This window comes from Sphingomonas sp. BL-S-29 (assembly GCF_055521495.1).
In genome coordinates, this window is record NZ_CM145482.1 from 4,145,373 (window position 1) to 4,168,110 (window position 22,738).

Here is a 22,738-nt window from a genome sequence, read left to right on the forward strand (position 1 = left end):
AGATACCTTCGAATCGCCAGCAAAGCAAGTCACTTCTTTCGCAGGTGCGGCATAAACGCCCAGCCCAGTATGATCGGGAGCACTTTGGGGCTTCGGATAAGGTACCGTCTCCATAGTCGCCGCGGCTCACTCACCAGCCGATGAAGCCATTCGAGCCCCATGCGCCGCATCACGAGCGGCGCACGTTGCTTGCGCTCTACCAGGAACTCGACGGCTGCGCCGATACACAGCGCAGTGCCGCTGATGCTGCCATCGAGCTTTGCGCGATAGGCCACCACTTCCTGTTGAGGCGAACCACAACATAACAAATGATAGCTCGCCGCATTCGATCGCATAAAATCGACCGCCGCCGCCATTGCCGCGGGATTTTCAATCATCCCCATGGGAGGAAAGTGCGTGGTAATCCGCGTGTCCGGCAGGATTCGCCGCAACCGCTCAGCGAGCTCAGCGTCGCCGCCCACCAGATTGATCGTCTCACCCGGCAAGATCATACCTGGGATGAGCCTCAGCACCAGATCGCTCCCGGTGATTGTGCTGAACTGGATGCCAAAAGGTTGCGCCAGCAACCGCAGGACCTGGCTGTCGCAAAAGCACAGATCTGCAGCCTCATAGGCTATTTTGACTTCCGGATCCTTGCTCTCGTGCAAGCGGACGATGTGGTCGACATTCGGCGTGACGACATAGCGAAACGCCCCATTTGAAGGCCGCACCTGAATCGCCGCCAATGCTTCGTCGAAGCTGAGACTATCGAAACGGATTCCAAGGAACTCGATGACTTCCATCAAACCAGCCGTACGGAGAGCATAGACTCGGGCATTCAATGAAGCGGCGTCAAGCCGACCTTGCTCACTGTTTCGCTGCCAGATGGTACCCATAATGCGAGCGCCTGGATAGGACAGTTCGTGTCGAGTGCGATCACGGCGCCGCTCGCGAAGGAAGTAGTGCCACTACCGCAGGATGTTTGCAGCCGCACGCGCGCGTCGGCAGCAGCGATGGCGAGACGATATTGCCCTGCCGGGAAGGCTGTCGTCAACTTCGCCACGATCGCCCCGGCGGCGCCCTCGATGTCGTACCGCAGCGCACCATTGCCAAACGTCACCCGCCCGGCGAGTTCGTCCGGAACAGACCAGGAGTAAGGCATTGCCTCTGGCGCATCGCTCCCCGGCCAGCTCAGGGGGTCCGCGCCGCTCCGCGTGCTCCAGATGCGCCACCCATCGACCTTGTGGCCTGTAACGCCGAAGGAAAGGCGCTGCACCAATGGAATGAGCACGGAGTCTGGCAGAGGCGTACCGCGGCGCCGCATATCTGCGAGCAGCAGCCTGATCGATTCGACTTGACCGGGGGAAGGATCGATCTGCCCGAAGAAGGCACTGCGCCACGAATGTTTTCGTGCAAAGATCGCTGCAACGCTTGCACGCGCGGTGGGGTTGGCAAGCATGTCGCCCAGTATCGCGAAATAAGGTTCGGGCCCGGTTGTCTGGGCGAACAGTTCGTCGAACACCGCGACCGCGCCGGAAATGTCGCGCTGCCGCCGCAAACTGGCGACGTAAACTTCCAGCATCGGACGATCGCGTCTCGACAACGCGTGCGCGTGCATGAGCAGGGCTTCGGCGAGATCGGGCCGTGGCACCACGCGCGACGTCGCGAAGAAGGGTTCATGATGCAGCGGCGAAGAAGCGACGGCGGCGACTGAAAGCTGCACGATTTGCGGCGTCGCCGCGCCTCTCAACGCCTCCCGGCGCGCAGCCACGGCCAGTGCCTCACCACTGCCGAACGGGAGGGACCAGCCGAGTTCAGGCCGATTGCTGCGCGCCATGGCCGCGCCGGCCAGGCTCACATAGCTGACCAAGCCAAGCACCACGGGGACTCCAACCGCCATTATAAGGCGACCGACCCGCATCTCAGGCACTTTCCCCCTTATAGTCGTAATAAGACAGGTAATAATTGTAGCCATAGCCGCTCGAGCGTGCATCGAACTTGGTGATGACCGTACCGAGAATGCGGCCGCCGGTGTCGCGCAGTCGCTTGAGCGTATTCTTTCCCTGGCCACGATGGGCGCGACCGGCCTCGACCACCAGGACGATGCCCTCGACCGAGCGCGCTATCAGTGGCGTATCGGCGAGGCCCATGACAGGCGCGGTATCGAGGATGATGATGTCGAACTTTTCCGACTGCGCCTCAAGGAAGTTCTCGAAAACATCGCTCGAGAATATCTGCACCGAGTTACTGGCAACCTTGCCTGCGGTGAGGATGCTGAGCGCGGAATTCGGCACCTTCTTGATGGCCTTCTCAAGCGGCATTGCGCCCGACAACACGTCGACCAACCCCTCGGCCAGGGGAAGTTGCGCAAGGCGGTGCACACCCGGCCGGCGGAGATCGCAGTCGATCAACAGCGTCTGCAGCCCCATTCTCGCATAGTCGACTGCGAGCGCGAACGCGGTTGTCGTCTTTCCCTCCGAGGGAGCACTCGACGTCACCAGGAAGCTGCGCGGTCGGCCGTGAGCTGCCGAGAAGTCGAGTGCGGCCCGGATGGAGAAATAAGCCTCCGCCATCGCCAGCTTCGGGTTCGAGACGATGTTCTCGACGGTGATTTCCCCGGAGCCCGCTACCGGCACGCTACCAAGCACTGGGAGCCTTAGCTTGTTTTCGACATCCTCCGGCGACCGCACAGTATCGTCTATGCCTTCACGCAGGAGCCCAGCGAGAATCGCCAGCGCGATGCCGATCGCCAACGCGGTCAGAATGTTGCGGAACGCGTTCGGCTTGATCGGCGCGCCCGGCACAATCGCCTCATCCACCAACGACAGGTTGTTATTGATGATTCCCGACGCCGCATTCACTTGGTTGTAGCGCTGCAACAGATCGTTCAGGGTCTGACGATTCGTCGACACATCCTGCGCAAGGAGATTGAGCTGAACGCGGCGCTGCTGTTCGCCGAGCACGTCCCCGCGCGCGGATTGGATACCGCTACTGATATTGGCTTCCTGGCGTTGCGCGGCAAGATAAGCATTCTGGAGCGACTCCCGAATGTTTGTTGCAGTTCGCATAATCGCCTGATCGATGGACGCAAGCCGTGCCTGCGCCTGCTTCACATCGGGATGATCCGGCTCATAGCGCGCGCGCAGCTGGTTGAGTTGGGACGCGACGTCAGCACGCTGCTGCTGCAGTGTCGCCACGGTCGCATTCGATACGACTTCGGGCAGTTGCAGCAGCGAACTCGCCTGGGCCTGCCGCCAGCGGCTCTCGGCCGCAATACGATCCGCCCGGACCTGGCCCAGCTGCTGATTGAGTCCAACCAGGCTGGCAGTCGTCAGAGACCGGCCCGCCGCAGATCCCTCCTCTGTACGCGATGCTGCTGCGTCGCTGGCATCGATCAGTTGTGTGTTGCGAGCATATTCAATCGACTTCTGCTCCGACTCGGACAACCGTGAGCGGGCCGCCTCGATCTGGTGCGACAGGAAGTCGCGCGCGTATTTGCTCGAGTTGAACGACGTCTCGACATTCTGTTCGATGAAAGCTTCCGCATAGGCGTTCGCAACGAGCGCTGCATAACGCGGCGAAGGGCTATTGAAATGGAGCGCAAGGATGCGCGAGCCCATGGGTAGCGTCGTCGAAACGTTCCCGGCCAGGAGTGCGACCACACGCTCATGTCGGGCGCTGCGAAGCTGGCTGGCGGGCACCTGACCCTGGAGAGGCTTGCCCTTCATCGCCACGATAAAATCATCGCTGCGATCGAGCTTCAGCTTGTCGGCGACACGCTCCGCAATCGAACGGCTGGCGATCAGGTCCTGCTGCGTCTGAAGATACCGTGTCGCATCGGCGATGCTAGTGGCGGGATTGACGTCCTGCCCCTGGACGATGTTCGTCGACTCCTGCTTGATCTGCACGGTCGACTGGGCCTGATAGATCGGCGTCATGAGCAGCGTGATGACGATACCGACAAGGACCGCCGCGACGACAATGATCGCGGCCGGCCAGCGTTGCCGCCACGCCATCGCGCGAATGTCGGCCAAGCTGATGGAAAATCCTGAACTCTCCCGAGTCTCCTCGGAGTGCGACCCCATATCCGACGGGGAGGAGATTGCGCCCGCGCCGTCACGATCGTCCGAGACAGGCAGGTAACGGTCTAAATTAGCCATTGGTTACAACAATCCTTGGCGCTCGGGGCGTCGCTCAGAGTAGCTGGAAGGGACATCAGAACTTCGTGAAAAGCCCAACCAATGGTGCGACCTGCAGGAAGCCGCGCCAGAATTCGCGTCGTCCCGATCGGCCAACGACCACATAGTCTTTGGGCTGCAACTGAATATCGGACATGCGGCCGGCGCGGATCGCTTCCAGGTCGAACACGCCGAGATACCGACCTGTCGGCGTCGTGCGGATGACGCTGACCTCCGCGGTCCTCGCAATCGGTGTCGGGCTCTTTGCAACCGCGACAGCCGACAGCAGCGTCATGCCATTCTGATACTGGAACACACCAGGATTATTTACCTCGCCCTCGACGGTGAAGGTGCGCGAATTATAGGAGGTGATGTTCACCGTAACCCGCGGCGAGACGACGAAACGCGCCATATCCCCCTGGATACGGGCGCTCAATTGCGCTGCGGTCAGCCCAGCCACGGCGGTGGTGCCCGTCAGCGGCATTTCAATGTTGCCCGAAGGATCCACAGTGACGGCGGCGAGCGACAGTTCGGGCTCGCGATAGACCTGGACTGCCAACTGATCCCCACTCTCTATCTTCGCGTTCGTGAGATCGGCGACGAGCAATTCGGGTGCGATGGAGTCCCCCGCGGGTCGTACAATACCCTGTTGCGGGTGCGGCGAGCCGCTGCACGCGCAGAGAAGCAGGCCAAGGGATGCCCCAATCAATCTTTTCATCTGGAACCAACCTCGTTCATGGCCCGAGCAACGCGCGGGTAAGGACAGCCAACTTCGAAACCAGTTACCCACAAAGTTCACCGGTCCGCAATCTCGATACGGTCTGCGCTTGGCCCGCCAACACGCAGACCGCGGCTGCGAATAGCGTCGCCAGCGCCGTCATGCGCAAGGGATAGTCGACAACAGAATGGAGTAGAAGGAGCAGGATAACGACGCTCGCCGCCCTGGGCAGCACCGCATCGATTCCCGGCCGCCGCCACACCTGAGACATCCGCCGCGCCAGCCACACCAAAAAAACGATACCCAGCGCAGGCCCAAACAAGCCCGTTTCCAGCATTAACTCAAGCCAGTCATTATGGGCGTTATAGAGGTGCAGTGGCGCGAGCAAGCCGACCGGCTCATGCACCTGGAAGATCTGATCGAACGTGCCGATTCCACTCCCGACCGGGAAATACACCATGGCGGCGTTAAAGGCCGCCGGCCAGTAGCTGAATCGATCCTCCTCCCCCGTGATCGCTCGCGAGAAGACAAGGCCAAGCGGACCTCCCATATTGGGCAGAATCGTCAGTGCGATCGTCCCCACCGCCAGGATCCCCGCAACAATCAGCAACGCACGCCTAGACACGCCGGGCAACCCGTTACCAATCACCGCAGCAGCGCCTATTGCTGGGACCAGCAATAGGCTGCCGGTACGCGATCCGGTGAGCAAGGCACCGATGGAGAATATGCCGAAGATCATAATGCAAATGATCCACCGACCGGTCGGGGCAGGCAGGCCCGCGCGCTCAGCGAAGCGATCGCCCAAGCCGTGCCGTATGATGAATGCAGCGCTGATCGGGATCGCACACGCAAACATGATCGCCTGATGGTTGCGGTTGGCGAAGAGACCCGTCGGGGTCGCCGATCTGGTTTCGTAGAGATAGAATCCCGACCCGAAAAATGCCTGCGCCAATGCCAGAAGCAGCGACAAACCCGCAAAAACGACGAATATTGCGAAGAATTGTTCGATGCTTTTATCTCTCTGGGTAGCCCGGAGAAAGGCGTAGACGCCGAGTGGCGCGAAAAGGAAGACAGCGTCAGCAATTGTCGCGTCGGGGTCGAGGCTGACAGGACGGTTCGGCAGAACACCCACCATCAACTGGTCGCCGTAGACGAACAGATCGCGCCCCGGCAATGCGGACCAGATCGACGGAGGCAGCGGCACGAGTTGGATCACGAATAGCGCGCCCACTCCCATCAGCACCCAAGAGAGCAACCGGTCTTCTGCATAGAATTGTCGCCAGTCGAGCCTGTAGAGCGCCACTCCCAAGAGCGTCAGCCCTATGCCGATGCTGATCATACGGGGTGCCACGCTCTGCTGATTCGAGCCGCCCAGGGCCAGGAGCGTGAGCAGTGAAGCGGCGACCAACCACGCGCCCCACGGAGACTCCACGCCGCGACTCCAATGGCCCTGATCATGACGAGACGCAGCTAGCATTGTGTTGATCAGCCCCTATGCCGCACTGCAATAGAAAGTCCCGCCGCTATTGGCAAGTTCTCCCGTCGGATATAGAAAATGGCCACAAATTGGGCTCGGCATGGTGGGGGCGATGTGACTGAAGGCCCCGATCCAGACCTCTCGGTGCTTGTCGTAAACTGGAATACGCGGGCGATGACGATCGATTGTCTCGAATCGCTGTACGCGCAGACCAGGGGAGTCACTTTCGAGACAATCCTGGTCGACAATGGATCGCAGGACGGATCGGCCGATGCGATCGCTGCCACATTTCCACAGGTCCGGCTGATGGCAGAGCCCATCAATCACGGCTTCGGGCACGCAAACAACCTTGCCGCCGCGAGAGCACGCGGACGCTACCTGCTGCTGCTCAACAGCGATACGGTCGTTCTCGATCAAGCGGTTGACCGGCTGATGGCTTTTGCCGCCAAACGGCCCGAAGCGCGGATCTGGGGCGGTCGGACGATCTTCGCCGACGGCAGCCTCAACATCGGCTCGGCGTGGGGCGCGTTCGGCACCTGGAGCGCCTTCTGCTTCGCAGCCGGCCTCACGCTGCTGTTCCCGCGGAGCAACCTCTTCAATCCGGAAGGGCTTGGCGGCTGGGATCGGTCCACCGAACGGGAAGTCGATATCGTTTCAGGCTGTTTCTTCCTCATCGAGCGCTCGTTCTGGGAAGAGCTCGGAGGGTTTGCGCCGGACTTCTTCATGTATGGCGAGGAAGCCGAATTATGCGGACGGGCGCGGCGGCTCGGGGCACTGCCGCGCACCACACCTACTGCCACGATCATCCACCATGGCCAGGCGAGCGCATCCAACCGTTACGATGCGCGAATGCGGATTTGCGAAGCAAAGGTCGAACTCGCGCGCCGCACCATGGGCACGATCAAGTCACGTTTCACATGCGGGTTGATGATCATCGGTGTCGGCGTGCGCGCCCTGCTCTATCGACTAGCTGCAGGCATCATAGGGCGGCTGCGTGAGCCGGCGGAGATGTGGGGTGAAGTATGGGCGCGGCGCCGGATATGGAGCGCGCCCAAGCGTCAGGCGAACAATCGCTGGTAGGCGTTTATCAGCGGTGCGATCTGCTTGTCCCAGCCAAGCTCGCTATGAACCCGATCATGGCCGAACGAGCCCATCCGCTCACATCGTTCCGGATCGTCAAGCAGGGCGACGATCCTGGTCGCGAAATCGACCGGATCATTGGGTGTAGCATAGACCGATGCCTCGCCCGCGCTGGCCCGCCCCTCACGTACTTCGAATTGCACGATAGCCTTGGAGAAAGCCATATATTCCATGATCTTGTTCATGGTCGACAGATCGTTCATGGTATTAACGCGGTCGGGATTCACGCAGATGTCGGCAGTCGAAAGCAGTTCGAACAAATCGGCATCGGGCGCGCGGCCGGTAAAGGTCACATAGTCCGCCACATCAAGCTTGACCGCGAGTTGCTTCAACTCATCGAGTGCGGGCCCACCACCGACCAGCCCGAACTGAATGTCGGCTCGTCCGAGACCGTGGACGAGGTGACGGATGCTTTCGAGCAGCAGGTCGATCCCCTCCTGCGCGCCCATCACGCCGACATAGCCGACCAGATAGCGGCGCCCGTTACGCCAGCGCGGATTGGGTGGTACCGGCTTCACCTTGGCGAGATCTGGCCCCGAGCGCACAACGAACACTTGATCCGGGTCCATTCCGCCACGTTCGATGGCGATCTGCCGATAGCTCTGATTGGTGGCGATGCTGACCCGCGCAGCGCGGAACGTCAGCTTCTCGAATAGCACCATCAACCGCCAGAAGAAGCCGCGCCGGCCGAACTTGGCTTCGTAGAGCTCCGGATTGATGTCGTGATGATCGAACAGGTAGCGCACGCCCCAGGGGCGGAACAGCAACGCGACAAGGAAGATGAGATCAGGCGGATTGCAGCCATGGATCGCATGAAACCGGTTCTTGCGGAAGATACGCCACGCAAGCCGGCTTTCCCACCACAGGGCTGCGCCATATTCGAGCAGGTAGCCGACGGCCCCATTCGCGTCGAGGGGAAGCGGGTGACGCCAAATCTCGATCCCCTCGATCATCTCGTACGCGGAATCGAAGCCCTTGCCGGTCGGGCAGATTACCGACACCTTGGCGCCAGCGGCCGCCAGCGTGCGGGCCTCGGCCCAAACACGACGATCGAATGGCACCGGCAGGTTTTCAACTACCATCAACACATGCCTGCCCGCCAGCGGCTGGGCCTTCAAGACATCGTAGGTCGCCCGCCAATGCTCGACTGATGAGGTTTCGGCTAGCTGCATTTCAGAAGGCGAGCCTTTCAACGTCCATCACTGGCGTGCCAGGGGGGAGCGAAAGATCGTCAAAGGTTGCGTTCGTGCGAATCGCCAGGTCGAATTGAGACGCCGCGGCAGTCACGCCATCAATGAGCAACCGCTCGAGCGAGGGCAGCTGAGTGAAGGCATAGCCCAGATTTTGCCCTACCAGTCGGTCCGCGGTGATAGCCGGGTCGTAGATTCTGATCTCCTTGCCGGCGGCTATCAGCGCTCGGGCGATATGGACATTAGGGCTCTCGCGCAGATCATCGGTACGCGCCTTGAACGCGAGGCCGGAAAGAAGCACCGTCCGCCCCTCGCCCAGCCGCTCCAGCACGGCAGCGGCGACGAAATCCTTATGCGTCTCGTTACTGTCCACCAGATGGTCGATAAGGGGTATGCCGGCGCCGAGGTCCTCACCAAGCGCCTTGAGCGCACGCACATCCTTGGGCAGGCATGACCCGCCGAATGCTCCGCCCGGACGGGTATAATAGGCCGACAGGTTGAGCTTGGTGTCGGACTTGAAGATCGCGTGCACTGCGGCAGGATCGATGCCTTGCCGCTTGCAGATGCGGCCGATCTCATTGGCGTAGGCGACCTTGACCGCGTGCCAGGTATTGTCGACGAACTTGGTGATCTCGGCCGTCGCCCATTCGACGTGGAAGATCGGCGCCTCGATACCGTGATGGAGCTGGTCCATCATCTCGGACGGGCTTGCATCCCGGGTTCCGATCACGATCTTGGGCGGCGCGAAATAATCCGCGATCGCACTGGATTCGCGCAAGAATTCGGGGTTGTAGACCAGTTCCACCATCGAATCGGTGGCATCGCCGAATCGCGCCTCGATCATCGGCCGAATCATGTCGGCCATGGTTCCGGGCCGCATCGTCGAGCGATAGGCAAGCGTCAGCGGTCGGGCGCGATCGGCCGGCAGCGCGCCGGCGATCGCGCGCGTGACCGACAGGATATAGCGCATGTCGTGGCGACCATCAGGACCGCTTGGAGTACCGACGCAGACGATAGCAATGTCGGCGTCGGCCAACTCGTCACCCGGTTCGGTTGCCGCCGAGAGCAGGCCGGCAGCACGGCCATCGCGAATGAGGTCGCCAAGGCCGGGCTCCTCGATCGGGCAGCGACCCGCGTTCAAGGCGTCGACCTTTTCCTGGCTGACATCGATGCCGACAACTTGGTGTCCCTGGCTCACGATGCAGCCTGCGGCCGTGCAGCCAACATAACCCAGCCCGAAGATTGCGACTTTCACCCTGCTCTGCCCCCGGATTCCATGCCAGCCAACGAATGTTGCGCCGCACAACGACTAATGCCGATCTTTTTGCGTCGCACAAGCGTCTAATGTCGATATCCCAGTCTTTAGTTGCCGAGCGCGAAGTTCCGACCTGCGCGTGACCGCGGTACCCCGCGCTTTGCGTCGGAAACTATTGGTGGCTGATAGCCCAGACTATAGGCGCGCTGGGCGCACGCTACGCAGGTTCCCAGCAGGAGGTTGAACCATGACAGTGCCGAACCCCAGAGCGTCACGGTGAACATCATCAGCGCAAAGCCGGTTAGCGAGATGGCGATACCCCGGTAGAAACGCTGGTTGACATAAGAAACATGGACGCTCGCCTTGGCCAGCGCGGAAATCGCCATCACCGTAGCCCAGATCAACGCAACCGCCGGGACGAGGCCGAAGCGGACCGCCAGCAGCAGCCAGTGCGCGTCGATGCTGGTGGTGACCATCCAGACCGGTCGCTCATAGTCCTCGAACCCGACGCCAAACCACGGATGCTTGCGCACCGATGCTGAACCATATGTCCAGATCAGCTCCCGGAAAAAAGCGGTGGATGAATCAAACACGAGATAGCGCTGGACGAAGCCGATCGCGCCAATATTGGTCGTGAGCTGCATGACAAGCAGCCCTCCCCCAAAAACCGTGAGGGCCAGACGCCAACTCAGTTCGCGGAACCGACGCTGCACCGTGTCGAAAAACATCGCGAGATAATTGATCATGAGCGCAGCGAAGGCCGCCGAACTGACGGTGAAGATGCTGCACAGCGACGCGAAGCGTCCGCACCATGCTGGCCAGCCGCGGATGCCGGACATCCCATACAGTGCACCCATCGACGCCAGATGGACTCCGGCCAGGATTGGATGGGAAAAGGGTCCCCTGGCACGCATTAGACCCATGCGAACACCCCCACCTTCCTGGAGAGCCGTTCCCACATCGCCAGCACTGGCAAACGCAGGAAGCCTGCCAAACAACGCCTCGGCAAGCGGCTGCACGATCGGTTGGTGGGAAATCGATTCGACCATGATGGACGCTCCGACGATCGCGAGACCGGGAGAAAATACAATCAGCGCCCGGCGTATTGCCGTAAGAGATCGGAAACTGATCCGTGCAAGATAATAACCCACGGTCGCGTCGAGCGCCTGTGATCCGCCACTGATAAATCCCTTCGTTATTCCGTAGTTGGCGGCCAGCGCGACAACCATCCAGATGCCGGCAAGCACCACGAGGAAATCCGGGAGGACGAAACGAATGGCGCCTTTGAAAAGCTTGTAGAGAACCCAGGGCAGCGCGATGATGAGCGCCAGACGATCGGAATAGAATGCCAGCCCGCCAGCGAAGAACGCGACTTCGCGTGGCAGTAGCGTCGCGTAGAGCACGATCATGATCGGGATCAACGAGACCTGAACATCCGGCCTGGCCAAGGGTGTCGAGGCAACCCGCGGTGGCGCACCGGGATGGGGGACTGGGGCACCTCGCTGCATTGATTTCCGCTGCCCTTCCATGTCAGATTCCTAGCTAAGTCCTAGCTTTCCCGAATACCGTCAACCGAAAAGAGCCATAAGTTCGTTCAGGCATGTGCCCTTCCGCACTTCAACCTGGCTGGCGAACGGCGCTACGTCGGCGCAGCGACCGGCCTGCGCCGCCTGAGCCACTCACGCGTCAGGTGGTGCATGGGAATCTCGACGCTGCGCGCGACCACAATGCCGACCCCCACCACCAGCACGAGCGCGACGACAACGAAAAGATGGGCGGGCAACTGTACGGGCAATTTGGCCCATATCATGCTGAGGCCACGAATCGTGAACAGATGCGTAAGATAGATGCTGTAGGATGCGTCGCCGACCACCTCACCCCAACGAAGACGCGGGAAGTAGCACTGGCGATCTCCGATCACCGCGGCAGCCACAACTAGCGCGGCAGGAACACCAAAGAAGAAGAAGCGCCAGTCCGTTCTAACATATTCTCCGAACCACGGCACCAAATACCAGCCCAAGCCGGTCAACAGCAACCCATATACCATGAATTTAGGCCAACCATCGAGACGGCCTCTCACAAGAAGATCACCCAACAGCATGCCGAAGACGAATTCCAACAGGATTGGACTGGACCAAAATGCCAGTTGTGGCTGCTCCGAGTGGCTCAAATTCCCAAGAATCACAATCAACGCCAACACGCCGATCGTCACCCACAATCCTCGCCTGCCCCAAAACGCGAGGCCCACCGCAAATACCACATAGAACATCATCTCATAATTGAGCGTCCAGCCGGGCCCAACGATGGGAAAGAGATCACCGTCTTCATTGCGGTACGGAATATAGAATAGGGATGTCAGCAGCCGCGCCGCATCGGGCGCCGCATGGTTGAATCCCGTGCCGATTGTCGAAGCGAGCAAGGCGGCAACAAACGTCACAACCCAGTAGAGCGGCGAGATTCTCAGGAATCTCGCGACGAAGAATCGCACCCCATTCTCTACAGCAGCCGACTGCCCGGCCGTCGAGTAAACCATGATGAGCCCGCTGATGACGAAGAAGACATCGACACCGAAATGATATTTGGCGTGCGCTGGGTCGAACCCAAACATCCGCCCGCCAGGAAGATGCAGCGCCTCGGTCATGATATGACCGGACGCCACGAGTACCGCTGCGAACGCGCGCAAAAGCTGCACTGTCGGCAGCGGACTTCTCGTTTCAGTTCCCACGGTCACCCCGCGCACCAGCGAGGGAAGATACCTGCGATTCTTCGGACGGGTGACGCAGGCGTGACAAGGTGAATATCCGGTCCGGAGATGCGGTAATCTTTTTGCCCAGAGCCATGCCGGGCAACTCGGCATAGCGGAAGATCAGGCCGGAAATGATGATGGCGACTACCGCCGTCGCGACCGCCAGGACAATCATCGCGGCGATCGGCGACATGCGTGGTAGCGCGCTGGCTATCAGCACCAGTATCGGGGCATGAACCAGATATAGGCTGTAGGATCGTTCCCCAAGCCTCTGCAGCGCCATGGACCGAAGCCAGCGCGCATCGAGCGCATCGCTCGTCAGTGCACTAATGAGCAGCGCGGCGCCGCTAGCCTCGACAAATCCCACGAAATAGTCCTGATAGAAAAAGGTCGCAGGTTGGAGTTGGCCCGTCTTCAGCAGCAGGTAGAGCACCGGACCCACCGTGATGAGCAAGATGCCAGCCACCAATGCGAGTGGCGCCGCATTCGCCATCCGGCGCGACGGGAACAGCGCAAGAGTCACACCGATCGCAAAATAGACTAGATAACGCGCAGGAAGTGCCGGCTTCGGCCAATGCATGGCCACACAGGCGATAACGGCAAGGGCGATGATCATGGCCACTGCCGTTGTTCGGCCTCTGATTGCAAGCCAAGCCATCAGCGGGATTAGAAATGACCCAACGAGTTCGACGTAGATCGTCCAGAGCGGCATCAGGACGGTGTTGTCGGCGGCCGCCAAGCCAAGCAATATCTGCTTAGGAGTCGGCGGTACGATATATTTCATCATCCAGGCCGTGAAGTCAGGATCGCGCGCGATCCAGTGGCCCAGGTAGAGCGCGGGCACGCCTACGATGGTCGCCACCCATATGGCCGGATAGATTCGCGCCAGCCGACGGATGACGAAACGACCGGCGGAAATCACGCCCGTACCCAGCCTCTGCCACGAAAGAGTCAACACGTACCCGCTGAGCACGAAGAACAATATCACCGCACCATGGGCATTGAACACGGGCGCGACCGCCAGATGAAACGCGGCGGGCACCGGAAACGCCAGCGTCGCATGGTATAAGACGACAATTAGCGCCGCGATTCCACGCAGCGAGTTCAGCTCTACGACAGCCCGCCTGTCCAAAACCTGTCCCCCTAACCACCCCAAGACATACCGCCGATTCAGTCGACATTCTCCGCCGCGATCTGGCAGGTGGGCGCTGAGCAGCCAAAAACCTCTGGTTGCACTGCACAAATCGAAGCTTTCCGCCGAGGCGTCAAGCCGTTTCAGCAATGCCGACGCCGATATGGTGAAGTGCGCGATCGTTAGCGCAACATGGATGAGGACGAGCTGGGTTAGTGCCCGCGGTAGCCGGCCCTCCCAGTTACAGTCCATGACGAGGGCACGCGGTGTGTTCCGCCTGAGGTGACCGCGGCGGCGACCTGCCAACAGTCGATGCTGCACTGCGAAAGAGGCTTATCATGCGCCGCGGGCCGGTTTATAGCCGGCACGGAATCAGGGGGAATGGAATAGGTGAACGTAGCTCACATTCTGTTGACGAGGTTCAATTTGGCGACTCCGGGCCGGGAGACCGCGCACCGCCAGAGCGCAGGCTGGCTGGCTGGCCGGTTCGACCTTTTTGAGCGCTATTGCCTGCCCAGCATCGCGGCTCAGGACAGCCGCGATTTCCAGTGGCTCATCTTCTTCGACGTCCACACGCCCGACTGGGCACGAGAGCGGATCGAGGCGGGTCAGAAATCCTTCCCTTTCACGCCCGTGTTCACGGAGTTGTTCGAGGCCGAAGGTTGGGCCCGTAACGTTCGCGCGGCGATCGGCCCCGCTCAGGCCGACCGGATCGTCATCACCTCGAATCTCGACAACGACGATGGCCTCGCCAACAACTATATGCGCAGCGTGCGGGAGACGGGCGCAGCGAACTGGAATGGCAACACCTTCGCGGTCAATGTGCCCGACGGCTATGTGCTGGCCGGAAGCAATCTTTACGCTCATCGCCATCTATACAATGCCTTCACCAACCTGGTCGAGGCGGACGACGATTCGTTGGCGACGACCAAGACGATCCGGCACATGGACCTGCCTGATCGAGTCATGATCGTGCAGGCCGAGAGTGGCCCAGGCTGGCTCCAGTTGGTCCACGATGGCAACGTATCAAACAAGATCCGAGGATATCGAGTCCAGCGTCCGGAGGGAGGGCAATTCGCCGACGGCTTGCTTGCCGGGGTGGGTGACGCTTCTTCGGCGCGTCTCTTCTGGGACAATCAGGTCGAAGCCCGCATCCGAAAAGGGCGAGACGACGCGTTCAGGCTGATTCGTCGCCTTATTCCAGCCGACCGGCACGTTGGGTGACACAAAAGAGCGCGGTGTCGACGGGCACTCTTGTCTCCAGGCTGCGGCAGCGGCTTGCCGGTAGCCTTCACCTGGAGCTGTTCCTCGGCCTCGGGATGAAGGCCGCAGGGGCGGGCTCGAGTTTCGTCTTCACTTGGCTGGTCGCGCGGGGTTTCGGCGCTGACACCATCGGCCGTTTCCAGATTGCATTGCTTACGGTCACCATGACGTCGGTCTTCACGGGCCTCGCACTGGACAATATCATGCTCCGGACCGTGGCGCGCGCGCTCGGCACGAATAGACTGGCTGACGCGCTCGCTTCCTTTGTCCGCGCGCTTCTGATCACCCTTGTCACGACCGGGGGCGCGGCTCTGCTCGTCTTCGCGGGCGCACCGTATTTCTCGACAAATCTGCTCGGCAGTCCCGAGGTCGCAACCTTCCTGCGGGTGCTTGCGCCAGGCATCGTCCTCTTTGCACTGATTCGTGTAGCCGCGGCGCTTCTTCGCAGCCGCGGAAAACTCCTGTTCTCCCAGTCGTTGGACGGGGTCGGCTATACGACGGTGGCCATGTTCATCCTGGTCGTGGCCTGGGCCGTCGGCGCGGCGAAACTGCCGTTGCTGGTGCCGGTTGCGTATCTGTGCGGACTGCTGGTTGCCGCCGCGCTGGGACTTCTCGTCGCCCGCCGTGAGGTGGCACCCTGGCCGCGGGGCGGCACTCCCGACATCTCGATCCGGGCGGGGGCGATCCTGGCCTGGGTCTATCTAGCGATACAGGCTTCCGATTGGATCGGCCTGCTGGTCGTGACGCGCCATCTCGGCACGGATGGGGCCGGTGTCTATCGCGTAGCGTTCCAAGTCTGCATGCTGTTCCTGATCGTGAACACCGCTTTCACGGTGATGATGGGCCCGCATCTCGCGGCGGCGACAGGAGCGCGGGACCGGGCCGGCATTATCCGTGTCATCCGCACTGCCTCTGGGACCGGCCTGCTGATCTGCGCTCCGCTGTTCATCCTGATCCTTCTATGGGCAGAGCCGATCCTCAGCCTGTTCGGGCCGGAGTTCGTCCAGGGCGGGCGCGCACTCAGGGTGTTGGCGCTGGCGCAGTTGCTCAGTGTGGGCTTCGGCCCGGTGGGGACCGCGCTGATGATGATGCACCGCGAAAAACTGATGCTGGCAATCGAAAGTGCCGCGACGACGCTGGCCGTGGCGACGGCGCTATGGGCCGTCCCGAGATACGGAATGATCGGCGCGGCCACTGCGGCCCTGCTGGCGTCGATCGTGCGCAATGGCGGGGGCTTCGTCTCGGTTAGACTCATTCTTCGATCGATGCCCCGCTCTGCTCAATGAAAGGTCGTTATTCATCATCGGCAAAGGGCGCGATACCAGCACTGGACTTATGTCTGCGCGCAGATGCTGCAGATCCGACTTGAGCGGGTCGCCGATTTCTGGCTCGTTTCTAGCCCGATGCGATGCATCGATGGATTGACCAGCGCGAACGAGAGAACATCATGGATTTTCTGATAGTCTGGCTTCGACGGCAGCGCGCAATGGGCCGTGGCACTCGGATCATCAATGCGATGATGAACGGCCGGCAATATATGAAGGACGTGATCGACTACACGCGGCGCGGCAAAATGCGCGATGCGTTGTTACACCTGCACGCCGAGACGCCCGAGGCGCTGGTCGATTTCGCATTCAACGCCGGCGACGGTTTCTTGCGCCCGATGCAGAACACCCATGAGATCACCGAGCTGCTGCGGATGGTTCAGACTAGGAAACCCAAGCGTGTGCTGGAGATTGGCACCGCCAAGGGCGGCACCCTGTTCCTGCTCACCCGGGCGGCGGCGGACGACGCGCTGATCGTCAGCGTCGACCTGCCCTTCGGCATCAATGGCGGCGGCTATCCCGACTGGAAGGGCGAAATCTACCATAAATTCGCCAAGCCCGCCCAAACCCTCACGCTGATGCGCGCGAACTCGCACCTCGCAGGGACCAGGGACAAGGTGAAGGCAATCATCGGCGATGAAGGCTTCGACGTTATTATGATCGACGCCGATCATAGCTACGAAGGCGCCAAGGCCGATTATGATCTATATAGCCCGCTGGCGGCCGCCGGAGGGCTGGTCGTGCTACATGACGTGCTGGTCAATCGATTCGATGCCGAGATAAACGTCGCGCCACTGTGGAAAGAACTGAAGGCTAAGCATGGCACGGCCGCCAAGGAAATTGTCGATCATCCCGAACAGGGCAATTTCGGCATCGGCGTTATCGAGGCACCCTGACCTGGTCGATCGACGCGACGTGAGCGAGCGCGTTGTATTACCGGCAGGCCACATCCCCGCTCGCCGCGAACCCCTTACCTACCATTTTCAGAGTCATTGCGGGAAACGCGCCGACGGGAAGCATAATCGCCGGTGCTGTGGTACCGGTTGCGTGGTGCCGGTCCGTCCTTCGCTACCTATCCACAGGATCGCAGATGACCTTTGAAGCACCACCTTATCATTCGCACGTTCGCCGCGACGTGTTCGACCATATACCGCTCGGCGGCACCGTCCTTGATGTCGGCGGCGGCGATGGCGCGACGGCGGCCACGCTGAAGGCTGAGGGCCGGGTCGCGCGGATCGGTGTCATCGACATGGTGCCGCCTGCGAATCCGCAGGCGATGGACTTCGCCTATCAGGGCAATATCGAGGAACCCACCTTGCTCGCTAAGGTCGGCGCCGAGCAAGGTCCTTTTGACACGATCCTTTGCCTCGACATCCTCGAGCATTTCGTCGATCCGTGGGCCGTGGTGGCGCGACTGACCACTATGCTGAAGCCGGGCGGGGTGATCGTCGCGTCGATCCCCAACGTGCGTCACTACAGCGTGCTGCTGCCCCTGCTGCTGCGCGGCCGCTGGGACTATATCGATGCCGAGATACTGGACCGCACCCATTTGCGGTTCTTTGTGCGCCGGACGGCGATCGAGTTGATGACCTCAAGCGGACTGACACTCGATCGTGTAGCCACGATCCCACGCCTGCGCGCGCGCGACAAGGCCGCACGGAAACTGACACTGGGCCTGCTCGACGGCTTTATCGCCCTGCAATATGTCGTGCGGGTCCGCAGCGATGGCTGAGCGCTGGCGCTACCGCGCGGGATCCGGGATCACTCCGGCACCCTCGCGCCGCCAAAAGGCCATCCATCGTTCAGCAGCCGGTTTGGCCAGCGCCAACGAACGCTTCTCAACCAAATGCCATGACAGGATCGCGCAAAGCAGCGTCGGCGGGAACGCCAGCGCGATGTTTGTCGCCCAGCTCTGCCCCGGGACTAGATAAACCATCAGCTGCTGCAAGGGAAAGGCGTAGATATAGACCCCGTAGGAATAATCACCGAGGCGGTTGTAGCGAAGCAGTGCGCCTTTGGGCCGGTAGGCGAAGACCAGGGTCGTATAGCCGACCGCCAGAATGTAGAAAGGCGTGAACACCGGCGTAAACCAAGCAATCACGGCGACAATCCACACCGGCCCAACTAGCCGCCAGTCAAGCAAAAGCCGATCGCGCCATACATACGCAGCCATGCCGAGAACAAACGGGAGAGCAAGTCTGATAAGAGGATCGAATCTCGGCCCGAACTTCAGATCCAGCCCGGAAGACAGCGCATAAAGAGCGATAAATAACGCTACGCCGATACCGAATGCAAACTTCTTCCGTAACAATCCCATCCAACCGGTCAGAAAAACGAGGCCATAGCATGCGACCTCATTAAAGAGCGTCCAAAGACTGCCATTAATCACATGTGGAACCGGATTATTCGGAAAAACCTCGGGCAGCCCGACCTGTATAAAAGCGAGGACCATATCTTTTGGCAAATAAGTCCAAGTCTCGGCTTTGGAAAAATAGGTGACGACAGGTAGCGTCGTGACAAATGGGCCAAGGACAAACACCGTCAACAACGACATCACGAATAGGCCCGGCGCCAGGCGCAGAATACGAGCAAGCAACCAATGCCACCCGCTGAGGCGTCGATCGTAGCTCCGCGCGATTAAGAAACCCGAGATTATGAAGAATATTGCGACCGCGAGCCATCCGAGCGTGTGGCCGGTCAAGGTCTGCAATGGTTCGGGCCCGGTGCCGCGCGTAATAAGGAAGCTGTGAGAGACGATAACGGAACTGGCGGCGATCACACGGATTAAATTGAGGTTGTTGTCGCGACCGCCGCACAGGTCCGCCAAGGTCAGCGATCGCCCTTCCCCATCCACGTCAGTCTGGACGCGCAACCGAACCTCCTGCAATCCCCCATACCCGGCCTAACTGGACGTAGGCGGGACGGGGGTCAAGGTACATGCTGCGGCGCACAAGCATTCTACCTACACGGCCCTTAATTACGGGCGGCGCAGTCCATCCCGGGGCATGAGTTCCGCGATTCCGTGTGCGGCATCGCCACGCGCGACCGCCAAATAGCGATTCGCTCGGGAGTCGAGGGCGAGTCATCGTATCGCAGCATGGGAGATCCACCCTGCGGTTGGAGCGCTGAACCCAATTTGCGCTTCAAACAAGCTATTTACGCGGGCCCGATGAAGCTCAGGACGCGATGCGGCGGCGCACAAACCAGTCGGTTAGAACGGCCCGCAACGGTGGCGGCGCGATTCCCCACGCCGGCACGAGCGCTGCGATCCCGGCACACAGTCCCGCGGCGATCGACCAACCCCAACCCAGCGCCGCATCCTCGCGCGCAAGCACCGCCGAAGCACCGACGAGCAGCAACAGGGTCGCGCCCAGGAAGCCCGCATGCGGGAGCTTGCGGTCGGTCAAGCGGAACATGATAGACGTATCAATCGCCACCCGCGCCAGGAAGACGAGCGCCGCACCCATCAGCCCGGCATGGGTGATCGCGAACCACAAGCTCGCAAAATAGAAGGGCAACTCGATCAAATGCGTCTTGCCGACCAGGTCGGGGCGTCCCCCGGCCTGCAGTCGCGCAAAGGGCATCTGCGCAAAGGCGTTGAGCCAGGTCGCGACGAGCAGGAAGCGACCAATCGGCGCAGATTGCGATCCGATCTCCGGGCCGAGCCACAACACCAGCGCTGGGTGCATCAGGAACAGGGCAGCCGCGACGGGGGGCGTCAGGATCGCGTAGAGCGCGCCGACCGACGCTCCAGTCAGCCGGCGCGCTTCCTCTCCGGTCGCGGCCGCAAGGCGCGGAAACAGCGCGTTCCCCAGCGCCGCGGAGATGCCACCCAGGCGATTGGCGAGATCGGACGGCACGGTATAGATCGTCACTGGCACGGCACCCATCAGCGCGCCGACGACGAAGCGGTCGGAAAGGACCAGCAACGGCCCGACTGTTCCGGTCAGCGTCACCCAGCCCCCAAAGCCGAGCAGCGGACGCAACTGCGCCCGGTCGAAAGGCTCGGCCGGCGACCCGCCAAAGGCACGCGCGGTCGCGCCCCATGCGAGCACGACCCCTACCAGCCGCGCCGCGAATGCGCCCGTGACCAGGCCCACCAGCGCGGGGCCGGCAATCCAGGCGACGAATAATGGCATCAGTTGGAACAGGGACGTGACGAGGACGACGATGCCGTTCGCCTGTGCGAAGCGCTGGCGCCCCATCAGCGCGCCGTTGAGCACGCCCGATACGACGGCGAGCGGCAGGATCGCGGCGATCGCCGGCATCGCGGCGGCGATCTCCGCGCGCAAGCCGGAATCGAGCGCAATCGCACGACCGAACACCAGATGCCCGACGAGCGCCAGGGCGAGAGCGCCTGCCAATCCAAGCACCATGCTGGCGCGGAGTGCGGTCGCAAGCGCAGTCCGCGCGGCCAGCGCTTCGCGCTCCGATGCGATCCGATGCATCACCGCGCGCGCCAGCCCCAGATCGAACAAGCCGAAATATCCGAGCAGCGTCCATACAAGCGCGAGGACGCCATATCGCGCTGGCCCGATCGCGGTCAGGTAGAGCGGCACGGTCGCTACGGCGAGCACCATCGGCACCAGAAAACCCGCAAGGTTATAGGCAGCGTGGCGACCGAGGCTCATCGCGGCCCTTTGTGCGTTATGCCAGGCATTGGCAAGGCGCGACGGCCGGGCTCTTTCACGGCCAGGTGAAAGCTGTTAACTGGCCGGCGCGGGCACTCGGGCAATCGGGCAAATGGCACTTTACAGCATCATCATTCCCGCACGCAACGAAGCTGCGCTGATAGCCGGTACATTGCGATTCCTCCTTGCCGACGCGGATATCGGGGCCGGAGCGAGCGACGCGCGTATCATAGTCGTGTGCAACGGATGCACTGACACGACAGCGGATTGCGCGCGCGAAGTAAGCGGGCCGATCAAGGTGGTCGAACTCGCCACCGCAGGCAAGGTCAAGGCGATCAATTATGGACTGGAGCATGTTCAGCCCGGCCCCGTCTTTGTCATGGACGCCGACATCCATATGCGTTTGAGCGGATTCGATCGCATGGCCGAAGCCTTGATGAAAGGCGATGCGGACGCGGTATCGCCGTCGCCATATTTCCTGTGCGATGCCAGCGCGCCGGTGGTCCGGCGCTACTTCCGGGTCTACGAGCGCCACCCATATCTTACGAGAGGCGTCGGCGGATCAGGGGTCTGGGGCGTTTCGACGGAAGGTCGCGCCGCGTTGGGAACGCTGCCCGACATCATGGCTGACGACAATTACGTCCGCGCTCGTTTTCCGTCGCATCGCCAGGCGCGGATTACGCTTGGCCGCGAAATCGGCCCCCTCATCCAAGCTCCCCGTACGCGCGCCGACCTCCTGCGCTGCGAGGCCAGGTGGCGCAGCGGCGACGCGCAGCTCGCACGCCTGCGGGACGACATCGTCAACCGCAACGATGCCCTGTTTCGTCCCGGGGACCTTATGGTGGCGATGCGACGAAACTGGTCTGACCCACTGGGTCTCCTGTCCTATTTTGGCATCAAGATTCTTGGGCGCGGCACCCGGCTCGGGAACCAGGCACGACAACGCGATCATATCTGGCACCGTGACGAGACCAGCCGCGTTGCCGTCCCGTCCGCGTCAGTCGCGACGCGCTAGGCGGAGAGAGACAATTAACGGGCTGTCGTTCATCGGATGGCTGGGGGTCGGCGTGCTGATCTTATGTGCAATCGTCGCGCTGCTACCTGTGGCATCAGGCAAGTCGGGACGTGGCTTCTGGCTGACCATCGTCGCCATTCTTGCGCTGCTCGCGCTCTATCGCTTCCTGAATCTCGAGCAGGTCGTACCGAATGAGGCACGGGTCGTGGCAAGGGCGAACGACGTGTATGATGAGCGTCGGCTGCCGCAGGCACTGATGGTGTCCGCCATCCTGATTGCGGGAAGTGCTTTCGCGCTGTGGCTGGTTTGGTGGCGGGAGCGGTTGAGTCGAAAAGCCGCGCTCGGCATGACCGTCGCGCTACTGGCGCTATATGGTGTGCGCCTGCTCTCGTTGCACATGACCGACTCTATCCTTTACGCCTCGGTAGCGGGACTGCATCTTAATTGGGCAATCGAGGGAGTGCTGCTTGCGGGACTTTGCGGTGCGGCGTTTTACGAAGCGAGGAAAGGCGGGCCCAAGTGAGGGAGCCAAAGATATGCTGCAGCGCACACAAATAGGCTTGACGGAATTTCCAACTCCCATCACTGGACTCGGTCGAAAAGGGGCACCCGTTTCGCAAGAGTAAAATGCGTCGCCGACATGAGCCGTTACCGTTTTCGTCGGATCGGCGGCAACGGATATCATCGAC

Annotated in this window: 19 protein-coding genes; 7 read left to right on the top strand and 12 right to left on the bottom strand. The window is 61.3% G+C overall.

Features of this window, described 5'->3' with window-relative positions; translation table 11 throughout:
• Positions 1 to 29 precede the first annotated feature (29 nt).
• From ACZ1I2_RS19710 to ACZ1I2_RS19730, 5 genes are all read right to left on the bottom strand, one after another.
• The gene (locus ACZ1I2_RS19710; protein ID WP_465172489.1) at positions 30 to 782 is read right to left on the bottom strand and encodes a WecB/TagA/CpsF family glycosyltransferase; all 753 of its coding nucleotides are present in this window, start codon (positions 780 to 782) and stop codon (positions 30 to 32) included.
• Positions 783 to 817: 35 nt separating this feature from the next.
• Positions 818 to 1,861: a hypothetical protein gene (locus ACZ1I2_RS19715; RefSeq protein WP_465172488.1), complete on the bottom strand. Its 1,044-nt coding sequence runs from the start codon at positions 1,859 to 1,861 to the stop codon at positions 818 to 820.
• 40 nt (positions 1,862 to 1,901) lie between these two features.
• Positions 1,902 to 4,013: a GumC family protein gene (locus ACZ1I2_RS19720; protein WP_465172487.1), complete on the bottom strand. Its 2,112-nt coding sequence runs from the start codon at positions 4,011 to 4,013 to the stop codon at positions 1,902 to 1,904.
• Between the two features lie 181 nt (positions 4,014 to 4,194).
• Positions 4,195 to 4,764, bottom strand: a complete 570-nt coding sequence (locus ACZ1I2_RS19725) for a polysaccharide biosynthesis/export family protein (RefSeq protein ID WP_465176117.1) — start codon at positions 4,762 to 4,764, stop codon at positions 4,195 to 4,197.
• Positions 4,765 to 4,939: 175 nt separating this feature from the next.
• Positions 4,940 to 6,214: an O-antigen ligase family protein gene (locus tag ACZ1I2_RS19730; protein WP_465176116.1), complete on the bottom strand. Its 1,275-nt coding sequence runs from the start codon at positions 6,212 to 6,214 to the stop codon at positions 4,940 to 4,942.
• 252 nt (positions 6,215 to 6,466) lie between these two features.
• On the opposite strand from ACZ1I2_RS19730, the gene ACZ1I2_RS19735 reads away from it, so the two are divergent.
• Entirely contained in the window at positions 6,467 to 7,432 is a 966-nt protein-coding gene (locus tag ACZ1I2_RS19735) for a glycosyltransferase family 2 protein (protein ID WP_465172484.1), read from the top strand.
• On the opposite strand, the gene ACZ1I2_RS19740 is transcribed toward ACZ1I2_RS19735, so the two are convergent.
• From ACZ1I2_RS19740 to ACZ1I2_RS19760, 5 genes are all read right to left on the bottom strand, one after another.
• Entirely contained in the window at positions 7,411 to 8,664 is a 1,254-nt protein-coding gene (locus ACZ1I2_RS19740) for a glycosyltransferase family 4 protein (RefSeq protein ID WP_465172483.1), read from the bottom strand. The two genes, ACZ1I2_RS19735 and ACZ1I2_RS19740, sit on opposite strands and share 22 nt — an antisense overlap.
• 1 nt (position 8,665) lies before the next feature.
• Positions 8,666 to 9,988 carry a nucleotide sugar dehydrogenase gene (locus tag ACZ1I2_RS19745; RefSeq protein WP_465176115.1) on the bottom strand — a complete coding sequence of 441 codons (1,323 nt, stop codon included), beginning with the start codon at positions 9,986 to 9,988 and terminating at the stop codon, positions 8,666 to 8,668.
• Positions 9,989 to 10,044: 56 nt separating this feature from the next.
• Positions 10,045 to 11,346 carry a hypothetical protein gene (locus tag ACZ1I2_RS19750; protein ID WP_465172482.1) on the bottom strand — a complete coding sequence of 434 codons (1,302 nt, stop codon included), beginning with the start codon at positions 11,344 to 11,346 and terminating at the stop codon, positions 10,045 to 10,047.
• 230 nt (positions 11,347 to 11,576) lie between these two features.
• Positions 11,577 to 12,578 (bottom strand): acyltransferase family protein, encoded by a 1,002-nt coding sequence (locus tag ACZ1I2_RS19755; RefSeq protein WP_465181501.1) that lies wholly within the window; start codon positions 12,576 to 12,578, stop codon positions 11,577 to 11,579.
• Positions 12,579 to 12,651: 73 nt separating this feature from the next.
• Complete coding sequence (locus ACZ1I2_RS19760; protein ID WP_465172480.1) at positions 12,652 to 13,965, bottom strand: acyltransferase family protein; 1,314 nt, start codon at positions 13,963 to 13,965, stop codon at positions 12,652 to 12,654.
• 276 nt (positions 13,966 to 14,241) lie between these two features.
• Between ACZ1I2_RS19760 and ACZ1I2_RS19765 the strand changes: the two genes are divergently transcribed.
• The 4 genes from ACZ1I2_RS19765 (at position 14,242) to ACZ1I2_RS19780 (ending at position 18,135) form a co-directional block, all read left to right on the top strand.
• Positions 14,242 to 15,039: a glycosyltransferase gene (locus tag ACZ1I2_RS19765; RefSeq protein ID WP_465181502.1), complete on the top strand. Its 798-nt coding sequence runs from the start codon at positions 14,242 to 14,244 to the stop codon at positions 15,037 to 15,039.
• 14 nt (positions 15,040 to 15,053) lie between these two features.
• Positions 15,054 to 16,364, top strand: coding sequence for a lipopolysaccharide biosynthesis protein (locus tag ACZ1I2_RS19770; protein WP_465172478.1), 1,311 nt, complete (start codon positions 15,054 to 15,056; stop codon positions 16,362 to 16,364).
• 122 nt (positions 16,365 to 16,486) lie between these two features.
• A complete protein-coding gene (locus ACZ1I2_RS19775; RefSeq protein ID WP_465172477.1) occupies positions 16,487 to 17,299 on the top strand; it encodes an O-methyltransferase in 813 nt (270 codons plus the stop codon).
• A gap of 137 nt (positions 17,300 to 17,436) precedes the next feature.
• Complete coding sequence (locus ACZ1I2_RS19780) at positions 17,437 to 18,135, top strand: class I SAM-dependent methyltransferase (RefSeq protein WP_465181503.1); 699 nt, start codon at positions 17,437 to 17,439, stop codon at positions 18,133 to 18,135.
• A gap of 9 nt (positions 18,136 to 18,144) precedes the next feature.
• Here the strand turns inward: ACZ1I2_RS19780 and ACZ1I2_RS19785 are convergent, their stop codons facing one another.
• Together ACZ1I2_RS19785 and ACZ1I2_RS19790 are read right to left on the bottom strand one after the other, a co-directional pair.
• Positions 18,145 to 19,275 (bottom strand): acyltransferase family protein, encoded by a 1,131-nt coding sequence (locus tag ACZ1I2_RS19785; RefSeq protein ID WP_465172475.1) that lies wholly within the window; start codon positions 19,273 to 19,275, stop codon positions 18,145 to 18,147.
• A gap of 304 nt (positions 19,276 to 19,579) precedes the next feature.
• Positions 19,580 to 21,034, bottom strand: coding sequence for an oligosaccharide flippase family protein (locus ACZ1I2_RS19790; RefSeq protein WP_465172474.1), 1,455 nt, complete (start codon positions 21,032 to 21,034; stop codon positions 19,580 to 19,582).
• A gap of 112 nt (positions 21,035 to 21,146) precedes the next feature.
• Here ACZ1I2_RS19790 and ACZ1I2_RS19795 point away from each other — a divergent pair, with 112 nt between their 5' ends.
• Positions 21,147 to 22,049 carry a glycosyltransferase family 2 protein gene (locus ACZ1I2_RS19795; RefSeq protein ID WP_465176113.1) on the top strand — a complete coding sequence of 301 codons (903 nt, stop codon included), beginning with the start codon at positions 21,147 to 21,149 and terminating at the stop codon, positions 22,047 to 22,049.
• 52 nt (positions 22,050 to 22,101) lie between these two features.
• Positions 22,102 to 22,572 (top strand): hypothetical protein, encoded by a 471-nt coding sequence (locus tag ACZ1I2_RS19800; protein ID WP_465176112.1) that lies wholly within the window; start codon positions 22,102 to 22,104, stop codon positions 22,570 to 22,572.
• Positions 22,573 to 22,738 lie beyond the last annotated feature (166 nt).